Below are 18,281 nucleotides of genomic sequence, written 5' to 3'. Positions count from 1 at the left end.
GAGGCCTGGGCCCGCGGGACCGCGCTGAACGCGGCGCGACGCGGCGACCTGGTCCTGGCCGTCAGCGAGGCCGCGGCCAACTCCCTGTCCCACGGAGGCGGGAAAGGCACACTGCGCCTGTGGACCACCACCGGCGCCCGCCCGGGAGTCGTCGCCGAAATCCGCGACAGCGGCCACCTGGCCGACCCCCTCGCGGGCCGCCGCCGCCCCTCCCTCGCATCGGCGAACGGCGGCCGCGGCCTGTGGATGATCCACCAGCTCTGCGATCTGGTCGAGATCCGCGCCGTGGACGACGACTTCACGCTGCGACTCCACATGGCAACGCCCTGACACCGGAGGTCACCTACACTCGGGGTCGGGCTCGGGTGTCCTCGAGCCGCTCGGGGGCATACGAACAGTCCGGGACGCCGACCACGACCTCGTCGTTCGGTCCCGGACCAGCGAACGAAGCAGCGTCGGCACGGGGGTGCGAGAGCACGGTGGAGACCATCGGACCGAAGACGGGAGATCCAGTGAGCGCCGGCCTTCCCGGCGGCCTTCCCGGAGGAGGCCAGCGGCGACGCCTCGCACTGGCGGGCGTCGGGGGCGCGGTGGCCAAGGGACGCGACTTCACGCGCCGGGCCCTGCGGGACTGGGGCTGGGACGGAACGGAAACCGCCGAGGACACCCTGCTCCTCGTGTCCGAGCTGCTGACCAACGCCTCCCTGCACGCGGACGGCTGCCACGAGCTCGTGCTCACGGCCGGGGAGACGCTGCGCATCGAGGTCTACGACGGCACGACGGATCTGCCCGTCCTCCACCCGGCCCCGCGGCGCGGCATGCCCGGCGGCCACGGTCTGCACATCGTGGAGCGCCTGTCCGACCACTGGGGCACGCACGCACATGAGAACGGCAAGGCCGTCTGGGCCGAGATCGAGGCATCCCGACTGAAGTCCGGCCGGCCCGCGCCACGCTGACGGGACCGGGACCGGGACCGGGACCGGGATCGGGGCCGCACGCCCGGCCTGTTCCCGGCCGTCCCGCGCGGGAGGGCGTCGATCCGGCCTCCGGGGGCAGGAGCGCCTCATGACCTCTCATCAGTTCACCTCCCTGTCCCTGGCCCCGGCGATCGGCCCCTCCTGGGTGCACCTGCTCGTCATCGCCTTCGCGCTGATCGTCCTCGTGCACACACTCGCCCGGCACCGGTAGGAACGCGTACGTTCGGCCGTGGCCGCACCGTACGGGCGCTGCCCGCCGGGGAGTTCCGTCAGAGGGGGCGCCCGTCGGCCGTGGCGTGCGCCGTCGGAGCCGGGTCCAGCAGGATCCGGGGCAGGGCGCCGGGGTGCTTCTCCGACAGCCAGGCGATCAGCTGCTCGCGTACGGCGCAGCGCACCGTCCACAGGTCGTCGGGGTCCTTGGCCGTGACGATCGCCCGCACCACGATGGTGGAGGGCGTCGTCTCCGTGACGGCGAGGTCCCAGCCGCGGCCGTCCCACTCCCGGCAGGCGTGCAGGATCTCGTGGACCTTGTCCCGCATGAGGTCCACGGGCGCGCCGTGGTCGCAGTGGAGGAAGACGGTGCCGGTCATCTGGACGCCGCCGCGCGACCAGTTCTCGAACGGCCTGGTGGTGAAGTAGGAGACGGGCATCGTGATGCGGCGTTCGTCCCAGGTGCGTACGGCGAGGAAGGTCAGGGTGATGTCCTCGACCACCCCCCACTCGCCGGCGACGACGACCGTGTCGCCTATGCGCACCATGTCACCGAAGGCGATCTGGAAGCCGGCGAAGAGGTTGCCGAGGGTGGACTGGGCCGCCACGCCCGCCACGATGCCGATGATCCCGGCGGAGGCGAGCACGGAGGTCCCGAGCGCGCGGAAGCTCGGGAAGGTGAGCAGCATCGCCGCGCCCGCGATCACGGCCACGACGACCGTCACGACCCTCGTGATCAGCGTCACCTGGGTACGGACCCGGCGTACCCGGGCAGGGTCGCGGGTGCCGGTGGCGTAGCGGGCGTACCCCGACTCGACGGCGGCGGAGGCCACGACCACGATCAGCCAGGCCCCGGCGCCGATCAGGGCCAGAGAGAGGATCCGGCCCGTTGCGGCCGCGTTGTCCCGCAGTGGCGGCCACGCCGGGTGCCGGCAGGCGCCCTTGAACAGTGCGGCGAGCAGGACGATCTGCAGGGCGTGGCGGCAGCGGCGCAGCAGGTTCCACAAGGGCGTTTCGGGGTGGCGTGCGTCGGCACGGCAGAGCAGTCGGTCGACGGCCCAGCCGGCCGCGGCGGTGAGCAGGATCGAGGCCCCCAGGAGGGTCAGGAGGCGAAGGGCGCTGTTCATGTCTCCCCAGTGGGTGGAAGCGGCACGGACATCCCCGCGCCTGCCCCACGGCAGGGACCTGACACGGGGAGGTCTGACCGGGAGCAGGTCACTTGCCGCGCTGGAAGGCCTTCCGCCAAACCGCGCTCCCCGGCTTCGTTGCCTGCTTCGCGCTCGGCTTCGTTGCCTGCTTCGCGCTCGGCCTCGGCTCCGGCTTCGGCGAGGGCGCGGGCGTGCCTTGCCGGGGTCGGCGGTGCCACCAGTGCCTGCGGCGCGGGTGCACGGCCCGACCCAGGCGGCGGCCGATCAACAGGTAGCCGAGGAGGGCTCCGGTCGTGTTGAGGATGACGTCGTCGATGTCGAAGACGCGTCCCGTGACGAGGGCTCCCTGAATCAGCTCCACCAGCGTCATCAGACACACCGTCACCGCGGCGACCCGCAGCAGCCCTCGGGCCGGGGGCATGAGGACGGGCAGGAGCACCCCGAACGGCAGGCCCAGCAGCAGGTTCCCGCCCAGCTGGCGCACCGCTTGGGCGGTCGACGCGCCGTCCAGGTAGGCGTTGATCGAGTGGCCGGGCCGGACGTTGCTGTGCACCAGGTCCACCGACGCGGCGGAGGGTTCCAGCGTGAGCCGTGCCAGGACCACGCTGAACAGGACGGTCCCGATGAAAGCCGCCACCATGGCCAGCGCCCGGACGGCCGGGTGCGCCGGCCGACGGCGTTGCCAGGAGGCCGCCACGGGCCCGGCCTCGGGGCTCTCACTGCGCCGCAGCGCGTGTCTCCATGTCATGGCGGCTCGTCTGCCCTGCGAACGGTCCGGTACGCCCCGCGGGAGAGCCGGGTCCGGACCTGCGTGCCCTCGCAACGTGGGCGCTCCGGGGCGAATGAAGGACCGGAGTCGGGGCAGGCGAGTTCGGGCGGGGCGCCGACAGCGCCGCGTACGACATCGAAAGAGAGGGACGGCAAGCACTGCACCGCCGCCCCCTGTCTGGCGAAGGAGTTGTTTTCGCGTGACTGAGCATGTGTGGAGCTACAGGTCGACCGCGGGCCACCTGACCGGCACCGATCTGATCGGCTACACGGTCGAGGCGACCGACGGCAGCATCGGCAAGGTCGACAAGCACTCCGACGAGGCCGGTGACGCCTACCTGGTCGTGGACACAGGGATCTGGATCTTCGGCAAGGAGGTGCTGCTCCCGGCGAGCACCGTGATCATCGTCGATGTGAACCGGGAGACGATCTACGTCGACGGCACCAAGGAGCAGATCAAGAACGCTCCGGAGTTCCACCGCGAGAAGCACCTCGACGACGTCGGGTACCGCGAGGAAATCGGGACCTACTACTCCGTCGGCGGCTTCGGCGGCCGCATCATCTGACCCTGAGGCACGGCAACGGGCCCGGACTCTACGAGTCCGGGCCCGTTCGCGTGCCCGCAGCGCGGGCCTGGCGGCAGCGCGGATCTGGCGGCAGGCCGTCAGCCCCGTACGAGCGCGCGTACGTTCTCCACGCTGCCGCAGTCGGCGGCGAGCCGGCGCTCCCGCTCCCGGAGGAAGGCCGCTCCGAGCTCGGCCCTCCGCTCGTCCGGGACGTTCTCCCGGGCTCCGTTGAGGATGGTGCGCTCCTCCTCGTCGAGGTGGTGGGAGACCGCCTTGACCAGGTCTTCCAGACGCCCGTCCCAGTCGTCGGAACCCACTTCGGACACCTCCAGCAGCGCCAGGAGGGCCTCGTTGCCCTCGGCGTGCTCCTCGGCCCCGTGCTCGACCTCGGCATTGTCGACGTCCCTGAACCGCTTCAACGCCCCGTACACCTCGGCCTCCTCGGCCTCGCCGTGCGCCACGAGGAGCGCGGACAGCTTCGCGAGCGCGTCCGCCCGGTCGGCCTCCACGCTGCGCATCCGGCGGAAGAGGTCCTCCATCCTGCGGTGGTCCTTGAGGATCAAGGCGACGACGTCCTGGTTCTCGTGTGCGTCCGCGGCCATGCCACGTTCTCCTCTGCTTTCGCGTTTCGATTCGTATCGCAGGGGCGCCTGCTCGATACCGGCGGGTTCAAACCCCGGCACGTCGCGATGCGGAGCCCACGCCATGGTCGGCCGGGGCGGCTGCCGGGGCTCGTGACTCTGGGCCATCCGGAGCAACGAGGGCGTGTTTCCTCCGGGCCGTCGACGATCCGCAGCCCGGGCGGTGGATAGTCGGTCGGGGCGGTCGGCCGCACGGGCCGCCTGCTCCGCGCCAGGCGACACAGGGAGAGTGGATCCGATGGTGAAGAAGGCATTGCTGACGTACGCCTTGGCGGCCGGAGTGCTGATCGGGCCGCTGAGTACGGCCGGCTGGGCTGCAGACGGGCTCGCCGCCGGCTACGCGCAGGGCAAGTCCGGCCCCGTGGGCGTGGTCGAGACCCGCGCACCGCTCAACGTCCGCGAGAAGCCGACCGTGTACTCGGACGTGGTGAAGAAGCTGCATCCGCACGAGCGGGTGCTCCTCGTGTGCCAGAAGCGCGGGGGCTGGGTGGACGGCAACCCGGTGTGGTACCGCCTGCACGGCTCGAAGGGCTGGGTCTCGGCCCGCTACGTCCACAACCTCCAGCCGGTCCGCCCCTGCTGAGAGTGCGGCAAGCGGTGACATGCGTGAAGGGAGCGGCCCCCGGTGTTCGGGGGCCGCTCCCTTCACGGGTGCCGGGGCTCAACCTGTGGAGGTCAGCGCGCGCCGCTTGTCTCCCGCCGTACGGAGTTCACGCCTCTCGTGCGCGGTGAGCCCGCCCCAGACGCCGAAGGGCTCACCCACCTCCAGAGCGTGCCGCAGACACTCGCGCTGCACCGGGCACAGCGCGCACACCTCCTTCGCCGCCGCGTCCCGCGCCTCGCGCTCCGGGCGCTGCTCGCCCGCGGGATAGAAGAAGAGGCGCGAGCCCAGTTCCCGGCAGGCGGCGTCCTCCTGCCACACCCAGTGGTGCTCGGCACGACCCGGCAGACGCGACACATTTCCCACCTCAGAACCTCCATCGGGGACGGCCCGGACCCGGAAGAGTTCCGATCGGATGCGGACCTGATTCGGATGCGCTAGCGCTTCTCGTCTGACCCGGAACGGTCGGCTCAATCAGCCTGCCCGCGTCGTGCCCGGCGGCTCCGGCGGGCCACCAGGGCCGCGGTCAGTACGCCGACGCCGGTGACCCACGCGGTCCGGTGGCTCCGTACCGTGGTCGCGGCCCGCACGGCCTTGCCCCGTGCGGAGTCGAGCTTTCCGTCCTCCACGAGGCGGCCGATTTCCTTCCGGGTCCGGACGGCCTGCCGGCGGAGCGCCCGTGCGCCGGGGAGGGTCTTCATTCCGTGCAATCCGGTCGTCGTCATCGCGGTTCCCTTCCTTCGAGTCCTCCGCCTGCCCGCGGGCCGGCCGGGTGTCGTTCGCCCTGCTGCGTCTGCCTGACGGACGTGTTGCGCGGATACCCCGCAACGGGCCCATGACACAGCCGAGTTGCTCCCGAAAGGGGAGGACGGCTACCAGTAGTGACGTCGGCCGCCGACCGCGTGTCCGACCGAGCCCAGGATCCACAGCACCGCACCCACCACGAGCAGGATGACGCCGATGGTCCACAGAACGGAGATTCCGGTCAGGAATCCGATGAGCAGGAGGATGAGTCCGGCGAAAAGCATGATGTCCTCACTCGCGCGTCGGGAAAGCGGCGGAGCAGTGGCTCCGCCGCGGTGTCTCGGCTCGCGTCTACCCCCGGATGCCCTCTCTATCTGTGCCGTAGCCGGCCCGCGGGTCACGCCTTCTGTGCGGCCTCGCACTCCCTGGCGAGGGCTTCGGCCGCCTGCCGGCCGCCCTTGCGCAGGTGGTCCTGGACGACCGCTGTCCAGTCGGAGAGCTTCTTGCGGCCCGTGATGACGTCCTTGATGGCGTCCTCGCGGTGCTGAGTGAGGGCCACCTCGACCTGGGTCCAGGCGTGCTGAAGCTTCACCGCTTCGGGCTGGTCGGGGTAGTAGAGGGCCTGCGGGGCCGCGGAGACGTAGTAGAGGGGCAGCATGCGCGGGCCGTCCCCACCCCAGGTGGCGAGCTGGGTCGGGACGGGTCCGCCGTCCGTGCCACGGGTGAAGTGGGTGCCCTCCACCCCGTAGTTGAAGAGCTCCCATTCCTTGCTGCCGAAGGGTGCGGCCAGCGCGTCGAGCGCCGCCCGCCGGCTTGAAGGGCAGCGCGGGAGGTCACGCTCCTACGGACCGGTACGGCCCTGGCGTGGTCGGTGCAGGCCCGGCTGAAGGACATCCACACGGCGACCGCCGTTCCGGTCGGCGAGCTGCGCGTGGAGATCCCCGGCGAACTGCTCGACGAGCTCTGCACGGTGGTCGCCGTCGGCCTCGGGCCGGAGCGGCGGTGGCACCGGCCGGGTGGGGGCGCCGTTCAGGCCGACAGGTCGAGCTCGTAGACCTGTCCGATCACATCGGCGCCGAAGCTGTGGTGCGGCTCCTCCTCCACCAGCCGGAAACCGGCGGCCAGGTAGATCCCGCGCGCGGCCACCAGGGTGTCGTTGGTCCACAGCCGGATCCGCTCGTACCCCGCCTCGCGGGCGAAGGCCACGCACTGTGCGACCAGGCGCGAGCCCAGGCGGTGGCCACGGGCGGCGGGGTCCACGAGGAGGATCCGCAGTTTGGCGGTGCCCCCCTCGCCGTCTCCGCCGTCTTCGTCGGCCACGCAGAACACGCTGCCGACCCGGCGGCCGTCCAGCTCGGCGATCCAGGCCGCCTCGCGGGAGGGATCGTGGCCGGCCGCGTAGTCCGCGACGATCCGCGCGACCAGGGCCTCGAAGCTGACGTCCCAGCCGAATTCCTTCGCGTACTGCTCTCCGTGGGCCATCACCACCCAGCCGAGATCGCCCGGCTCCCCCAGCGGCCGGATCACCGCGCGGACCTCATTCATGGGGACCCTCCCTCTGAACCACGAGCTGCCGAGCCACTGAGCTCCCGAGTTACTGAAACGACTGTTTCAGTAAAGCATAATGTCCGGATGGCCCCCTCCGCCCGTGACGACTCCGCCCGTGACGACTCCGCCCGCACCGATTCCGCCCGCAAGCAGCAGCTCCTGGAGCTGGCCTACGCCCACGTGCTCGACCACGGGCTGGCGTACATGTCCCTGCGGCCCCTGGCCGAGGCGATCGGCAGCAGCCCGCGCGTCCTCCTCTTCCTGTTCGGCAGCAAGGACGCCCTGGTGCAGGCGCTGCTCGCGCGGGCCCGGCAGGACGAGACGGGAATGCTCGAAGCCGTGCACCGGGCCCGGCCGGAGCGCGGACTCGCCCGCACGGGCGAGCTGGTGTGGAGCTGGCTGGCCGACCCCGGACACCGCAAGGTCCTCACCCTCTGGGTCGAGGGCTACTCGCGTTCGCTGAGCGGCGGCGCGGGGCCCTGGGCGGGGTTCGCGGAGCGGACGATCGCCGACTGGCTCGAGGTCTTCGCCGCCGCCCAGCCGCCGGCCCGCCGCGACACCCCCGAGGGGCTCGCCGAGCGCACCCTGCTGCTCTCGGTCCTGCGCGGGGCGCTACTGGACCTCCTGGCCAGCCGCGACGAGCAGCGCACCACGGCCGCGGTGACCGCCCACCTCCGCGCCCTGGAGGCTCCGGCCGACGACGCGCCGACGCACCGGGGCGGGCCCGGCCTCCTCGCGGGCCCGCCCGGCGTCGTCGTACCTCGAAACGGCCCGATGACCTGAGTGGCGGCGCTCCTTGCTCCGCTGCTTGCGCCGCTACTTGCTCATCGAGGTGGGGGCCGTTTCGTTCGTGGGGCCCGCCTGGTCCCGCAGTTCGAGCTGCTGCGGGCGGAGGGCGGGGATCAGAGCGGCGACGGCCCCGGACAGCAGGGCGAAGCCGCCGCCCATCAGCAGGCCGGTGCGGAAGCCCGCCTCGGAGGTGAAGGTGAATCCGCCCGCCGTGGTGGTCATCTGAGCCAGGACGACACCGACGACGGCGGCGCCGACGGAGGTGCCCAGGGAGCGCATGAGGGCGTTGAAGCCGTTGGCGGCGCCGGTTTCCGTCAGGGGCACCGCGCTCATGATCAGAGCGGGCATGGCTCCGTAGGCGAGGGCGACACCACTGTTGATGACCATGACGGCGGCCATCAGCCCGACGGCCGTTCCGGAGAAGAGGAGCGCGACGCCGTAACCCGCGGCCAGGACGAGTGCTCCGCAGACGAGGGTGACCTTCGGGCCGTGGAGGTTGGTGAGCTTGCCCCCCAGGGGGGACACGGCCATCATCATCAGCCCGCCGGGCAGCATCCACATGCCGGCCGCCAGCATGGACTGGCCCAGGCCGTAGCCGGTGGCGGCGGGGAACTGCAGCAGTTGCGGGATGACCAGCATGCTCGCGTACATGCCGAAGCCGATGGAGACGGAGGCGAGGTTCGTCAGCAGGACGCGCGGGCGGACCGTGGTGCGCAGGTCGACCAGCGGGTCGGTGGTCCGCCATTCGAACCACCCCCAGGCGGCCAGGACCACGACGGCCGTGGCGATCAGGCCGAGGGTGGTGGCGGAGCCCCAGCCCCAGTCGGCGCCCTTGGACACGAACAGCAGCAGGGACACCAGGCCGGCCGCGAGGCCCAGCGCGCCGATCACGTCGAAGCGCTGCCCCTTGGCGGCGGCCGGGACCTCGGGAATGAAGGCCACGATCATGACGGCGACGCAGCCGGCGAGCGCCGCGGAACCCCAGAACAGGAAGCGCCAGCTCGCGTACTGGGCGACGGCCGCGGAGAGCGGGAGGCCGATGCCGCCGCCGATTCCCATGGAGGCGCTCACGAGGGCGATGGAGGAACTGAGCTTCTCGGCGGGGAGGATGTCGCGGAGCAGGGCGATGCCCAACGGGATCATGCCCATGCCGACGCCTTGCAGGCCCCGCCCGATGATCATCTGGACGACGCCGCCCGCCAGTGCGCACACCACCGAGCCGACGATGAGCGGTATGCAACAGGCCAGGAGCATGCGGCGCTTGCCGAGCATGTCGCCCAGGCGCCCGCTGATGGGTACGCACACGCCCGCGACCAGGAGGGTGGCCGTGACGACCCAGGCGGAGTTGGAGTGCGAGGTGTGGAGGATGTTCGGCAGGTCGGCCAGCAGCGGCGTGACCAGCGTCTGCATGACGGCTGCGGCGATGCCCGCGAGGGCGAGCGTCGCGATCACCTTGCCGGTGCGGGGGGCGGCCGTGGGCGGCTGTTGCATGAAAGTCCTTGGGGTGTCTTGCCGATCAGGCCGGCCGGCACGGGGCGCACGAGGTACGGAAGGGGTCGATCCGGCGATGCGCGGGTACGAGGCCGGCGCACACCCCAATCAGTAGTCAACTATCAGTTCGCGGTGTGCGGCGTGTCAACTGGATCCGATCGTCGGCTATCAGTTGTATTGTCGGCAGCGTGCCGAACGACACCCCCAAACCCCTGCGCGCCGACGCCGTGCGCAACATCGAGAAGATCGTCGGAGCGGCACGCGACGTCTACGCCGAGCTGGGACCCGATGCGCCGCTCGACGAGATCGCACGACGGGCCGGCGTGGGGATCGCCACGCTCTTCCGGCGCTTCCCCGACAAGGCCGCCCTGCTCCGGGCCGTGCTCGACCAGCAGTTCACCCAGGACGTCCTGCCCGTCATCGACCGCGGTCTGTCCGACGAGGACCCCCGCCGCGGCCTGACCGTCGTACTCGAAGCCGCCCTGACCTCGGCTGCCGACGAGCACCACGTCCTGACGGCCGCCCGCAACGCCGGCGTCCTCTCCGCGGAGGTCAGTGCCCGGTTCTTCGACGCGCTCGACCCGCTGGTGACGCGGGGACAGCAGGCAGGGGTGATCCGCGGGGACCTGGTGCCGGACGACCTGAAGAGGATCATGAGCATGCTGGTCAGCGTGCTGTGGACCATGGACCCGGCCGAGGAGGGCTGGCGGCGCTACGTGGCCCTGGTCATGGACGGCCTGAGCCCGGCTGCGGCCAGCCCGCTGCCCCACCCGGCTCCCCCACTGCTGCGCCGGCCGCAGGAGCCGTCCACGCCCACCTCCTCGCGCTGAGACGCCCGCCTATCCGTATCGGCTCAATTCGTGGAAGAAGCCGTCGATGACGTTCAGTTGCCCCGTGCGGGCTGCCTCGTCGTAAACGTGTTTGCCGACGGCGAGGTCGAGTACGCCCAGGCCGAAAGGTGAGAACACCACCGGCCGGTCTTGCGGCAGCACCGCGCGGCCGTTCATGACGTCGTGCAGTGTGCCCGTGAGGAAGTCCCGGTTCCCGGTGAGCTGTTCGGCCAGGTGGGGTGAGGTGTCGGCTTTCAGGCAGTGCTCGACGTCGTCGACGATGTTGGCTGAGGCGAGCAGGATTTCGGGGGCGAGGTCGCGCAGTGACACGTGCAGGACCAGGGGGTTGTGGTCGAACCATGCCGGGTCGGTGATGTGTGGCCGACTGGCGACGGTGGCGAAGACGAGCAGGTCGCTGGAGCGGATCAGCTGCTCGGGGCTGTCGTGCACGGTGATCCGGGTGGCCGCAGGGGTGTCTTGCAGGTAGCCGTGGAAGCCGGCTGCGCTGTCGGCGGAGACGTCATACACACCGATCTCGTCGAAGGACCAGCCGGTTGCGGTCAGGAAGGTATGGATGTAGCGGGCGATAAGGCCTGTTCCGAAGAACCCGACGCGGGCCGGTCGTGTCCGGCGGCCTTGGCTGAGCCTGTTGGCCGCTGATGCGGCCATCGCGGCCGTTCGGGTGGCGCTGATGATGGAGCTCTCCAGGCAGGCGAACGGGTAGCCGGTGTCGTGGTCGTTGAGGATCAGCACCGCTGATGCCCTGGGGATGCCGGCCTGCACGTTGCCGGGGAAGCTGGAGATCCACTTGAGGCCGTCCACCCGCGCCCGTCCCCCGATCGATGCGGGTAGCGCGATGATGCGGGCGGTCGGGCGGTCGGGGAAGCGCAGGAAGTACGACGGGGGGTTCACCGACTCCCCGACGGCGTGGAGATGGTAGGTGGCCTCGATCAGCTCCACGATCTGCTGTTCCTGGCCCTGGAGGGTGTGCTGGACCTGGGCTCCTGGGATCACGGCGAACGGGGGCACGGCGATCGGCGCCGGCGCTGCGTTCGGTTCGGACATCGGGGACTGCGCGGGAGTGGGACGGGACGTGGTCATCGGGTGCTCCCTTCGGGGGCCACGGCCGGTGTGGGCGGGAAAGAGGCCGGGGGCCGTGGTTCGGCCATGGCAACGAGGACGTTGCGCGGCGGCTCGAAGGGTTCCCTGCTGTGGGCGGTGCGGATGTTGTCGATGAGCATCAGGTCGCCTGACTGCCACGGCTCGCGGATGGTGTGCTCGGCGTAGACCGTGTTGATCAGGTCGACCACGTCCTCGCCGATCGGGTCGCCGTCTCCGAAGCAGGTGTTGAACGGCAGGGCTTCGGGGCCGTAGACGTCGACGAGGTACTCCCGTACCTCGGGTGCCAGCGTCCACTCGTTGAGGAACGCGATCTGGTTGAACCAGCAGCGCCGGCCGGTGGCCGGGTGGCGCACCACGGCCGGGCGGCGCTGGCGGGTGCGCAAGCCGCCCTCGGCTTGCCAGGCGAACTCGACGGCGTTGGCGCGGCAGTAGTTCTCGACGGCCGCCCGGTCGTCGGTGCCGAACGCCTCGGTCCAGGAGGCGCCGATGTCGTCGTTGTAGGTGCGGGTGAGCAGCCAGCCGTGCTGTTCGAACCGCTGGACGAGTTCCGGCGGCAGGGCGTCCAGGACGGCGGCGGAATCCGCGAGGGCGGTGGCTCCGCCCGTGGTGGGTGCCGTCAGGCAGGCGAGCATGAGCAGACCGGGAGGGCTGTGGATGTAGCTGAGCTCGTGGTGCATGCACAGGGGCTGGTTGGCCGGCCATGCCGTGGAGGAGTACACGCCGGGGCTGTATGTCTGACGGGGGGCGAAGGCTTCGGTGTCGGTCATCAGTGCGGGGGTCAATCGGCCGAAGACGGAGGCCACCTGCTCCGTGTCGCACAGGCCGAGCCCGCGGACGAGTACGGCGCCGTGCTCGGTGACGAGGCCGTGCAGGGTGTGGCGGTGTTCGGCTGCCCAGGCCTGCAGATCGGCCTGGGCGGGGGTCGGAACATGCAGTACTGGGGGCTTGCCCGGGTGCAGGTCTGCTCGGGGCACGGACGCGGAAGTGAGCACGGGGCTGGGGCTCATCGGCGCGGAGCTGGTGAATGACATGGTCTTTGTCCTTTCGGTGGTGGTGAGGAGGAGGCCGGCGATCAGGGGGAGGCCGGCTGTGCGATGGGGCGCTGGTGGGATGCGGTGTCCAGGAAGCTGGCCAGATCGGTGAGGACGGGGTGTCGTATGACGTCTGCCGGGGACACGGCGCGGTCCAAGGTGATGGCAAGTTTCACGGCCGACAGCGAGGTGCCGCCTCGGTCGAAGAAGTTGTCGCACCGGTCGATCCGGCCTTGCGGAATGCCGAGCACGCTCGCCCACGCGGCCGCCAGCCGCTGTTCGGCGGGCGTACGGGGCGCCTGGACGTCGTCCTCGGTGGCGTGAAGCCGCGCGGCCAGGGCCGTCAAGGCTTTCCGGTCGATCTTGCTGTTGGGGGTCAGCGGGAGGCTTTCCTGCCAGTGGATGGCCGAGGGGACCATGTACGCGGGCAGTGACGTGCCCAGCCGGTCCAGCAGGATGCTGGTTTCGAGCGGGTGCGGGGCGGTGTAGAACGCCACCAGGTGGGTGCTGCGGTCGGGCCGTTCGGTGACCACCACGGCGCTGTCGCGGACCCCGGGTGCTCGGAGCAGGGTGTTTTCGATCTCGCCGGTCTCTATGCGGAAACCTCGGATCTTGACCTGGTTGTCACGGCGGCCGAGGAACTCCAGCTTGCCGTCGGGCAGCCAGCGGCCCACATCGCCGCTGCGGTACAGGCGCTCGCCCTCACGGTGTGGATCGGCAAGGTACGTCGGCCGGGTGCGCTCGGGGTCGTTGACGTAGCCGCGGCCGACGCAGACCCCGGAGAAGGCGATCAGGCCGGGCGCGCCGAGCGGCACCGGGTTGAGGTGCTCGTCGACGACGTAGAGGTGCACGTTGTTGACGGGCCGGCCCAGCGGGACCCGGTCGGCGTCCGGTGCACGGTCCATGACCTCGTGGTTGGTGTCGTCGCTGGTCTCGGTCAGCCCGTAGGCGTTGACGAGTTTGATGTGGGGCTGGGCGGTGAACCAGCGCTGGGCGAGTTCCTTCTTCAGTGCCTCACCCGTGACCGACACGTACCGCAGGTGCGGCAGCGTCCGGGGGTGCTGCTCGAGATGGGACACGACGACGTCGAGGTAGGAGGGGACGACCTGCAGCACGGTGACCTGGCCTCGGGCAACGGTGTCGACGAACCGTGCGGCGTCGAGGATCGTTTCCTGCTCGATCAGCAGGGTCCGCCCGCCGACCAGCAGCGGGGCGAGCAGTTGCCACAGCGAGATGTCGAAACACTGGGGCGCGGTCTGGGCGACCACCTGCCCTTCGCCGATTTCGAGGTCGTCGATTTTGGCGTAGAGGTGGTTGAGCATGCCCTGGTGTTCGCACATCGCGCCCTTGGGCTCGCCCGTCGAGCCGGAGGTGAAGTAGATGTAGGCCAGCTGGTCGGGTGTGACGTCGATACCGAGATCGGTCCCGGCATGCTCCTGGCCGTAGGCGGTGTCGACGGACAGCGTCTGGGCTGCGGGCGGGAAGGCCAGGGCCGGCTGGAGGGTGGCGGCGGCCGCTTCTGTGATCACGAGCCCGCATCCGGCACGGGCCAGCATGGCTTTGATGCGTTCAGCCGGCAGGTGCGGCTCGATGGGCAGGTACGCACCGCCGGCTTTGAAGACGGCCAGGACGGCGGCCAGCCAGTCCAGGTTCCTCTCCATGGCCACCGCAACCACCCCTTCGCGGTGGAGTCCTTGGGCCCGCAGGGCGCGGGCCAGCCGGTTGGCGCGGGCGTTGAGCTCCTGGTAGGTCCACTTCCGGTTGCCGTGCTGGGCCGCGACGGCGTCCGGGTGCTGCCGTACACGCTGTTCGAACAGCTCGTGCACTCGGTGCTCGGGCAGGTCCCGGCGCGGCCCGGCAAGGCCGTCGAGCTGGAAACGGAGCTCTTCGGTCGACACGAGGCTCTGACCTGCGTGATCGGCATCCGGGTCAGCGGCGATCAAGGCGAGCGCGGTCAGGTGGTATCCGGCGATCCGGGCGGCGCAGTCCGCGTCGAGGACGTCGGTGCGGTAGCGCAGCCGCAGCGTCAGCCGTCCGTCGTCGTGGTGGGCGATGCCCGTCCACAGCGCCGTGTCGGCGGCAAGGGTGCTGCTGTCCGGGGCCGGGTTGGCGCCGGCCTCTGCGTCAGGGAAGTCGCCGCTGATGCCGGTGGGGTCGAGTACGGTCTCGAAGGGTGCTTCGGTCAGGCCTAGTTCGCGCCCGAGGTCATCGACGGGGAAGTCTTGGTTGGCCAGGAGGTGCGCGATGGCGTGGTGGGTGTGCCGCAGCAGGATCCGCCATGAGCCGGGGCCGGTCGTCAGTCTGCACGGCAGGGGTCGGCCACCGGAAGCAGCGACGTAACCGGTGGTGATCTCCTGTTCGCCGCTCAGCGCGGCCAGCACCTGCGCGTGGGCGGTCAGCAGCACACAGCTCAGCGACACCCCCAGGTCGTCTGCCAGCCGGCGCAATCCTGTCGCTTGGCCGGCTGGGACCTGCGTCTCGTACTCGGCCACGCCCGCGACCGGCGCCGGGGTCCAGCGCGGAAGGGGCGCGAAGCCGCTGCCGGCGGTCAGGACGCCGTGCCAGAACTCTCTACTGTTGGATGCGTTGAGCTCCATGAGGGGTCTCTCCTGTCTGGTACTGATGTGGGTCGGGCGTCAGACGCCGCCGAGCGGGTTGGCGTGCAAGGGCGCGACGCCGGACGGCTGCGGCGGCAGCGTTGCGGGTGGCGGGGTGTGGTCCGGCAAGTGTCGGGCCGGGTTTCCCGCCCACCGGGCCCCTTGTGGGACCTGCTCGCCTTTCATGAGGAAGGAGTCGCAGGCGAGCTGGACACGGTCTGCCAACGTCACGCCGTAGTGGACGAGCGCGCCGACACCGAGGGTGCAGCCGTCACCGATCGTGATGCGGTCGGACTTGAAAGCGCCGTCCTCCTGCGAGTGGCACTGGATCACCGTGCCCGCATTCAACGTGCAGTCGTCCCCGATGGTGACGAGGGTCCGCTCCGGGAAGAAGCAGCCGTCGTCGAAGACCCGCTTACCGATCCGCGCGCCCAGCAATCGCCAGACGACGTTCTTGAGCGGAGTCCCGTTGAAGAACTGTGCGTAATCGGCTGACGCCATCTTCCAGAAACGCTCGTGCCGCCAGAACGACGGCTCGTAGATCGAGCAGTACAGCGGCTTCTGCACCTTGAATCCGGTGACGGCCCGTTCGATCAGCGCGAAGTAGACGACGCTGAAAAGCAGCGTGAGGACACCGGCCAGCGCGAACGCCGACGCTCCCAGCGAGGGGTAGAGGGTTGTGGCGGCCAGGGCGACAAGGGTCACGGCGAAGACGTGGATCCACCGCGCCGTCAGGTACAGCCCCGCCGTGACGGCATTGTGCCGGTTCTTGGCGGCCAGTCGCCGGCGCAGCTCGCTACTGCTCTCCAGGTCCTGGAACCGGGTGTCCCGCATCACCGAGCGCGGAATGGCGAAGGGGGGCGAGCCCAGCAGGCCCACGTTCTCCCGTACCTCTCCGTCGACCGGGACCATCACCTTCGTCGCCAGCAGACAGTTGTCACCGGTCCTGGCCTGCGAGGGATAGGCAATGTGGTTGCCGAGGAAACTGTCGGCTCCGATCGAGACCCGGGACAGCCTGAATGACGTGTTGGAGAACTCCGCATTGATGACCGACAGGCCGTCGGCCACCATCGTCCTGCTGCCCACCGAGGTCAAGAACGGGTTGTCGTGCTTCACTTCGCTACCGAAGTTCGAACCGGTCTGTGTGACACGGAACAGGTCGTAGCCGAGATAGCGCAGGTAGTGGACGATCGCGGAGCTGTCCCCGAACAGCGCCGTGAAGAACCTCATGTTGGTCAGAAGCGTGATGGCCCGCTGCAGACCGTAGTGGAAGCCGTAGAGCGGATAGACCGTGTCCGGCTTGACTGCCCGATTGAGCAGGCGCGGCACCACGCCTTGGATGACCAGCGCGGCGAGAGCGGCTCCGAAGAACAGCACGAAGGATGCGGCCAGCACACCCAGGTAGAACGTCCCGCTGGTGAACGTCGGAGTCCCGGCCTGAGGGATTGCATTCAGCTGCGACAGTGGGGCCAGCAGCACCGTGACGCAGCCGGCGGCCAGCGGCAGGTACACCAGCATCATGGCGAGCAGCTGTCCGACGGTGTAGCGGAGCTTCCTGGCGGTGGAGCCGTCGACGGCACCGACCGTGCGGAAGTCCGTGCCGGTGGGCTCGGCCGGTGACCCGTGCCAGCGCTCGCCTACGGGGACGGTCTGACCGGCGTGCAGGCTGGAGGCGTGCCCGAGCTGGGCCCGGTCGCCCATCGAGGTGTAGATGTCGAGGACGGTCTGTTCACTGACGTGGACGTCACGGCCGAGCGTGACGGGACCGGTCTGGATGAGACCGTCGTGTGCCCGGTAGCAGGAGAAGAACGCGTCCTTGCGGACCACCGTTCCGTCACCGATCGTGAGCAGATCGGCGCAGACAGGCACATGCGTGGAGAAGATCGCGACATCGCGCCCGATCTTCGCGCCCAGCGCCCTGAGGTATGCCGCGTACAACGGCGACCCGGTGAACAGGCGGACAGGACTTGTGCGGATCAAGGTTTTGACCAGCCACCAGCGTACGTATCCGAGGCTCCAGACGGGGAACTCGCGGCTCGTGAAACGACCGATGAGGGTCCACTTCGCCGCGATCGGCACCATGCACAGGCCGGCAAAGCCCGCGCTGCCCACCAGTACGGATCGCAGGTAGACGTCGAGCACACCGGAGCCGGCGCCGACCCACTCGAAGCCTCGGACCGTGGCCAGGGCGGCGAGGTAGGAATAGCCGAGGAACGCCAGGAACTGCAGCATTCCGCACAGCAGGTACTGCCCTGTGCCCGCCCGCGCCGGCGGCCTGCGCGCCGAAGCAGACGCCGAGGGAAACGCCGGCATTGATTCCTGCGTTGATGCCGGGACGGCTGGATGGACGGACGGCTGGGCAGACACGGGCGCAGCCGGTGCCGGTCCCGCGGTCACGGGCCCAGCGGATACGGGCGTCGAGGCTGCGGGCGCGGTGTGGGTGGAGGCGGTGTGGGTGGAGGCGGCGGGCGCGGCGTGGGTGAGCGCGGTGGCCAGGCCGTTGACGGTGGGATACCGGTAGACGTCCTTCATCGATACAGGCGGCAGGTCGGCCCGCTTCCTGACCCGGGCACAGAACCCCGCCATCACGAGCGAATCAGCACCCAGATCATCGAAGAAGTTGCTGTCGCCCGGCACCTGCTCCGCACCCACGACATCGGCAAGCACCTCCGCAAGGAGCCGCGCGGTCTCGGCCGCCGGGCTGCCTGATGTGCCATTCAGCCTGTCCTCGGGCCTGCGGCCGGAAGGTGTTGAGGTGCCGGGCGGGCCGGTCGTCCAGGCATCGGTGGATTCTTCTAGCATGTGCGCTCCTCGACGATGTTCCGGGCGCCGCGGACCGCGGCGGCGGTCGGCACCCGCCGGCCACGCACGCGACCTGTGGCGGGAGTCGGCGCTCGCCAGGCCGCGAGGGCCGTGAGCTCTCATCTGTCACCAAAAGACATGCGCTTCTTCCGTCCGCGAAAGGCCTCAGGCCCTCAAGAACGGATTCGCGATGCCGCCCCTCCAGTAGGCCCGGCAGGCGCACATCCGTCATGCCGCTGAATCTCGTAACTTGACGCCACGCACCTGCAGCGGTAGGCGACAGACCCGCCCTCCAGGGAGGAGCGGACGTGTCCTCCCGCGGGGCGCCGTCCCACACCTCGCACAACCACGACCGCCCCGGCAGCTATCCCTGATCACGGTCGATGTCAAGCCACGACATCCGGTGGCATGACAGA

Annotated in this window: 21 protein-coding genes; 8 read left to right on the top strand and 13 right to left on the bottom strand. The window is 70.2% G+C overall.

The genetic code is table 11. The annotated features are described in order from the left end of the window. The 3 genes from ACFVX6_RS25825 to ACFVX6_RS25815 all read left to right on the top strand — a co-directional run. On the top strand, nt 1–330 hold a 330-nt coding region (locus tag ACFVX6_RS25825), incomplete at its 5' end, for an ATP-binding protein (protein ID WP_389695240.1). Between the two features lie 182 nt (nt 331–512). Continuing rightward, nucleotides 513–956 carry an ATP-binding protein gene (locus tag ACFVX6_RS25820; RefSeq protein WP_389695238.1) on the top strand — a complete coding sequence of 148 codons (444 nt, stop codon included), beginning with the start codon at nt 513–515 and terminating at the stop codon, nt 954–956. A gap of 109 nt (nt 957–1,065) precedes the next feature. Next, entirely contained in the window at nt 1,066–1,188 is a 123-nt protein-coding gene (locus ACFVX6_RS25815; protein ID WP_389695237.1) for a hypothetical protein, read from the top strand. 58 nt (nt 1,189–1,246) lie between these two features. On the opposite strand, the gene ACFVX6_RS25810 is transcribed toward ACFVX6_RS25815, so the two are convergent. Both ACFVX6_RS25810 and ACFVX6_RS25805 read right to left on the bottom strand, forming a co-directional pair. After that, nucleotides 1,247–2,314 (bottom strand): mechanosensitive ion channel family protein, encoded by a 1,068-nt coding sequence (locus ACFVX6_RS25810; RefSeq protein ID WP_389695235.1) that lies wholly within the window; start codon nt 2,312–2,314, stop codon nt 1,247–1,249. Nucleotides 2,315–2,402: 88 nt separating this feature from the next. Continuing rightward, nucleotides 2,403–3,083, bottom strand: a complete 681-nt coding sequence (locus ACFVX6_RS25805; RefSeq protein WP_389695233.1) for a VanZ family protein — start codon at nt 3,081–3,083, stop codon at nt 2,403–2,405. Nucleotides 3,084–3,303: 220 nt separating this feature from the next. Between ACFVX6_RS25805 and ACFVX6_RS25800 the strand changes: the two genes are divergently transcribed. Then, entirely contained in the window at nt 3,304–3,669 is a 366-nt protein-coding gene (locus ACFVX6_RS25800) for a PRC-barrel domain-containing protein (RefSeq protein ID WP_389695231.1), read from the top strand. Between the two features lie 98 nt (nt 3,670–3,767). On the opposite strand, the gene ACFVX6_RS25795 is transcribed toward ACFVX6_RS25800, so the two are convergent. Continuing rightward, a complete protein-coding gene (locus ACFVX6_RS25795) occupies nt 3,768–4,271 on the bottom strand; it encodes a hemerythrin domain-containing protein (protein WP_389695229.1) in 504 nt (167 codons plus the stop codon). A 277-nt stretch (nt 4,272–4,548) separates the two neighbouring features. Between ACFVX6_RS25795 and ACFVX6_RS25790 the strand changes: the two genes are divergently transcribed. Further along, the gene (locus tag ACFVX6_RS25790) at nt 4,549–4,893 is read left to right on the top strand and encodes an SH3 domain-containing protein (protein WP_389695227.1); all 345 of its coding nucleotides are present in this window, start codon (nt 4,549–4,551) and stop codon (nt 4,891–4,893) included. A 78-nt stretch (nt 4,894–4,971) separates the two neighbouring features. Here ACFVX6_RS25790 and ACFVX6_RS25785 read toward each other — a convergent pair whose 3' ends face one another. The 4 genes from ACFVX6_RS25785 to ACFVX6_RS25770 form a co-directional block, all read right to left on the bottom strand. Further along, a complete protein-coding gene (locus tag ACFVX6_RS25785) occupies nt 4,972–5,268 on the bottom strand; it encodes a WhiB family transcriptional regulator (RefSeq protein WP_389695225.1) in 297 nt (98 codons plus the stop codon). 113 nt (nt 5,269–5,381) lie between these two features. Continuing rightward, a complete protein-coding gene (locus ACFVX6_RS25780) occupies nt 5,382–5,636 on the bottom strand; it encodes a hypothetical protein (protein ID WP_389695223.1) in 255 nt (84 codons plus the stop codon). 147 nt (nt 5,637–5,783) lie between these two features. Then, on the bottom strand, nt 5,784–5,939 hold the full coding sequence (locus tag ACFVX6_RS25775) for a DUF6131 family protein (RefSeq protein ID WP_266875028.1): 156 nt from the start codon (nt 5,937–5,939) through the stop codon (nt 5,784–5,786). 113 nt (nt 5,940–6,052) lie between these two features. Continuing rightward, entirely contained in the window at nt 6,053–6,397 is a 345-nt protein-coding gene (locus tag ACFVX6_RS25770; RefSeq protein ID WP_389695220.1) for a hypothetical protein, read from the bottom strand. A 129-nt stretch (nt 6,398–6,526) separates the two neighbouring features. Here ACFVX6_RS25770 and ACFVX6_RS25765 point away from each other — a divergent pair, with 129 nt between their 5' ends. Continuing rightward, nucleotides 6,527–6,709, top strand: coding sequence for a hypothetical protein (locus ACFVX6_RS25765; RefSeq protein WP_389695218.1), 183 nt, complete (start codon nt 6,527–6,529; stop codon nt 6,707–6,709). Here ACFVX6_RS25765 and ACFVX6_RS25760 read toward each other — a convergent pair. Then, complete coding sequence (locus ACFVX6_RS25760) at nt 6,685–7,200, bottom strand: GNAT family N-acetyltransferase (RefSeq protein ID WP_389695216.1); 516 nt, start codon at nt 7,198–7,200, stop codon at nt 6,685–6,687. The genes ACFVX6_RS25765 and ACFVX6_RS25760 overlap by 25 nt on opposite strands. A gap of 87 nt (nt 7,201–7,287) precedes the next feature. On the opposite strand from ACFVX6_RS25760, the gene ACFVX6_RS25755 reads away from it, so the two are divergent. Then, nucleotides 7,288–7,986: a TetR/AcrR family transcriptional regulator gene (locus tag ACFVX6_RS25755; RefSeq protein WP_389695214.1), complete on the top strand. Its 699-nt coding sequence runs from the start codon at nt 7,288–7,290 to the stop codon at nt 7,984–7,986. A 33-nt stretch (nt 7,987–8,019) separates the two neighbouring features. Here the strand turns inward: ACFVX6_RS25755 and ACFVX6_RS25750 are convergent, their stop codons facing one another. Further along, complete coding sequence (locus ACFVX6_RS25750) at nt 8,020–9,483, bottom strand: MFS transporter (protein ID WP_389695212.1); 1,464 nt, start codon at nt 9,481–9,483, stop codon at nt 8,020–8,022. A 188-nt stretch (nt 9,484–9,671) separates the two neighbouring features. On the opposite strand from ACFVX6_RS25750, the gene ACFVX6_RS25745 reads away from it, so the two are divergent. After that, nucleotides 9,672–10,313 (top strand): TetR/AcrR family transcriptional regulator, encoded by a 642-nt coding sequence (locus ACFVX6_RS25745; protein WP_389695210.1) that lies wholly within the window; start codon nt 9,672–9,674, stop codon nt 10,311–10,313. A 9-nt stretch (nt 10,314–10,322) separates the two neighbouring features. Here the strand turns inward: ACFVX6_RS25745 and sbnB are convergent, their stop codons facing one another. Genes sbnB through ACFVX6_RS25725 form a run of 4 tightly spaced genes read right to left on the bottom strand, consistent with a single transcriptional unit; the run spans nt 10,323 to nt 17,988 of the window. Beyond that, nucleotides 10,323–11,378 (bottom strand): 2,3-diaminopropionate biosynthesis protein SbnB, encoded by a 1,056-nt coding sequence (gene sbnB / locus ACFVX6_RS25740; RefSeq protein ID WP_389695242.1) that lies wholly within the window; start codon nt 11,376–11,378, stop codon nt 10,323–10,325. A gap of 32 nt (nt 11,379–11,410) precedes the next feature. Beyond that, the gene (locus tag ACFVX6_RS25735) at nt 11,411–12,466 is read right to left on the bottom strand and encodes a TauD/TfdA family dioxygenase (protein ID WP_389695208.1); all 1,056 of its coding nucleotides are present in this window, start codon (nt 12,464–12,466) and stop codon (nt 11,411–11,413) included. Between the two features lie 41 nt (nt 12,467–12,507). Then, nucleotides 12,508–15,063, bottom strand: a complete 2,556-nt coding sequence (locus ACFVX6_RS25730) for an amino acid adenylation domain-containing protein (RefSeq protein ID WP_389695206.1) — start codon at nt 15,061–15,063, stop codon at nt 12,508–12,510. 39 nt (nt 15,064–15,102) lie between these two features. After that, complete coding sequence (locus tag ACFVX6_RS25725) at nt 15,103–17,988, bottom strand: Pls/PosA family non-ribosomal peptide synthetase (protein WP_389695204.1); 2,886 nt, start codon at nt 17,986–17,988, stop codon at nt 15,103–15,105. Nucleotides 17,989–18,281: the final 293 nt, after the last annotated feature.

The organism is Streptomyces sp. NPDC058289, from assembly GCF_042880975.1.
In the GTDB taxonomy this organism is placed as follows: Bacteria; Actinomycetota; Actinomycetes; order Streptomycetales; family Streptomycetaceae; genus Streptomyces; species Streptomyces stoeckheimensis.
The sequence above is the reverse complement of the archived record's forward strand: the minus strand, read 5'-3'. Positions and strand labels throughout refer to the sequence as shown.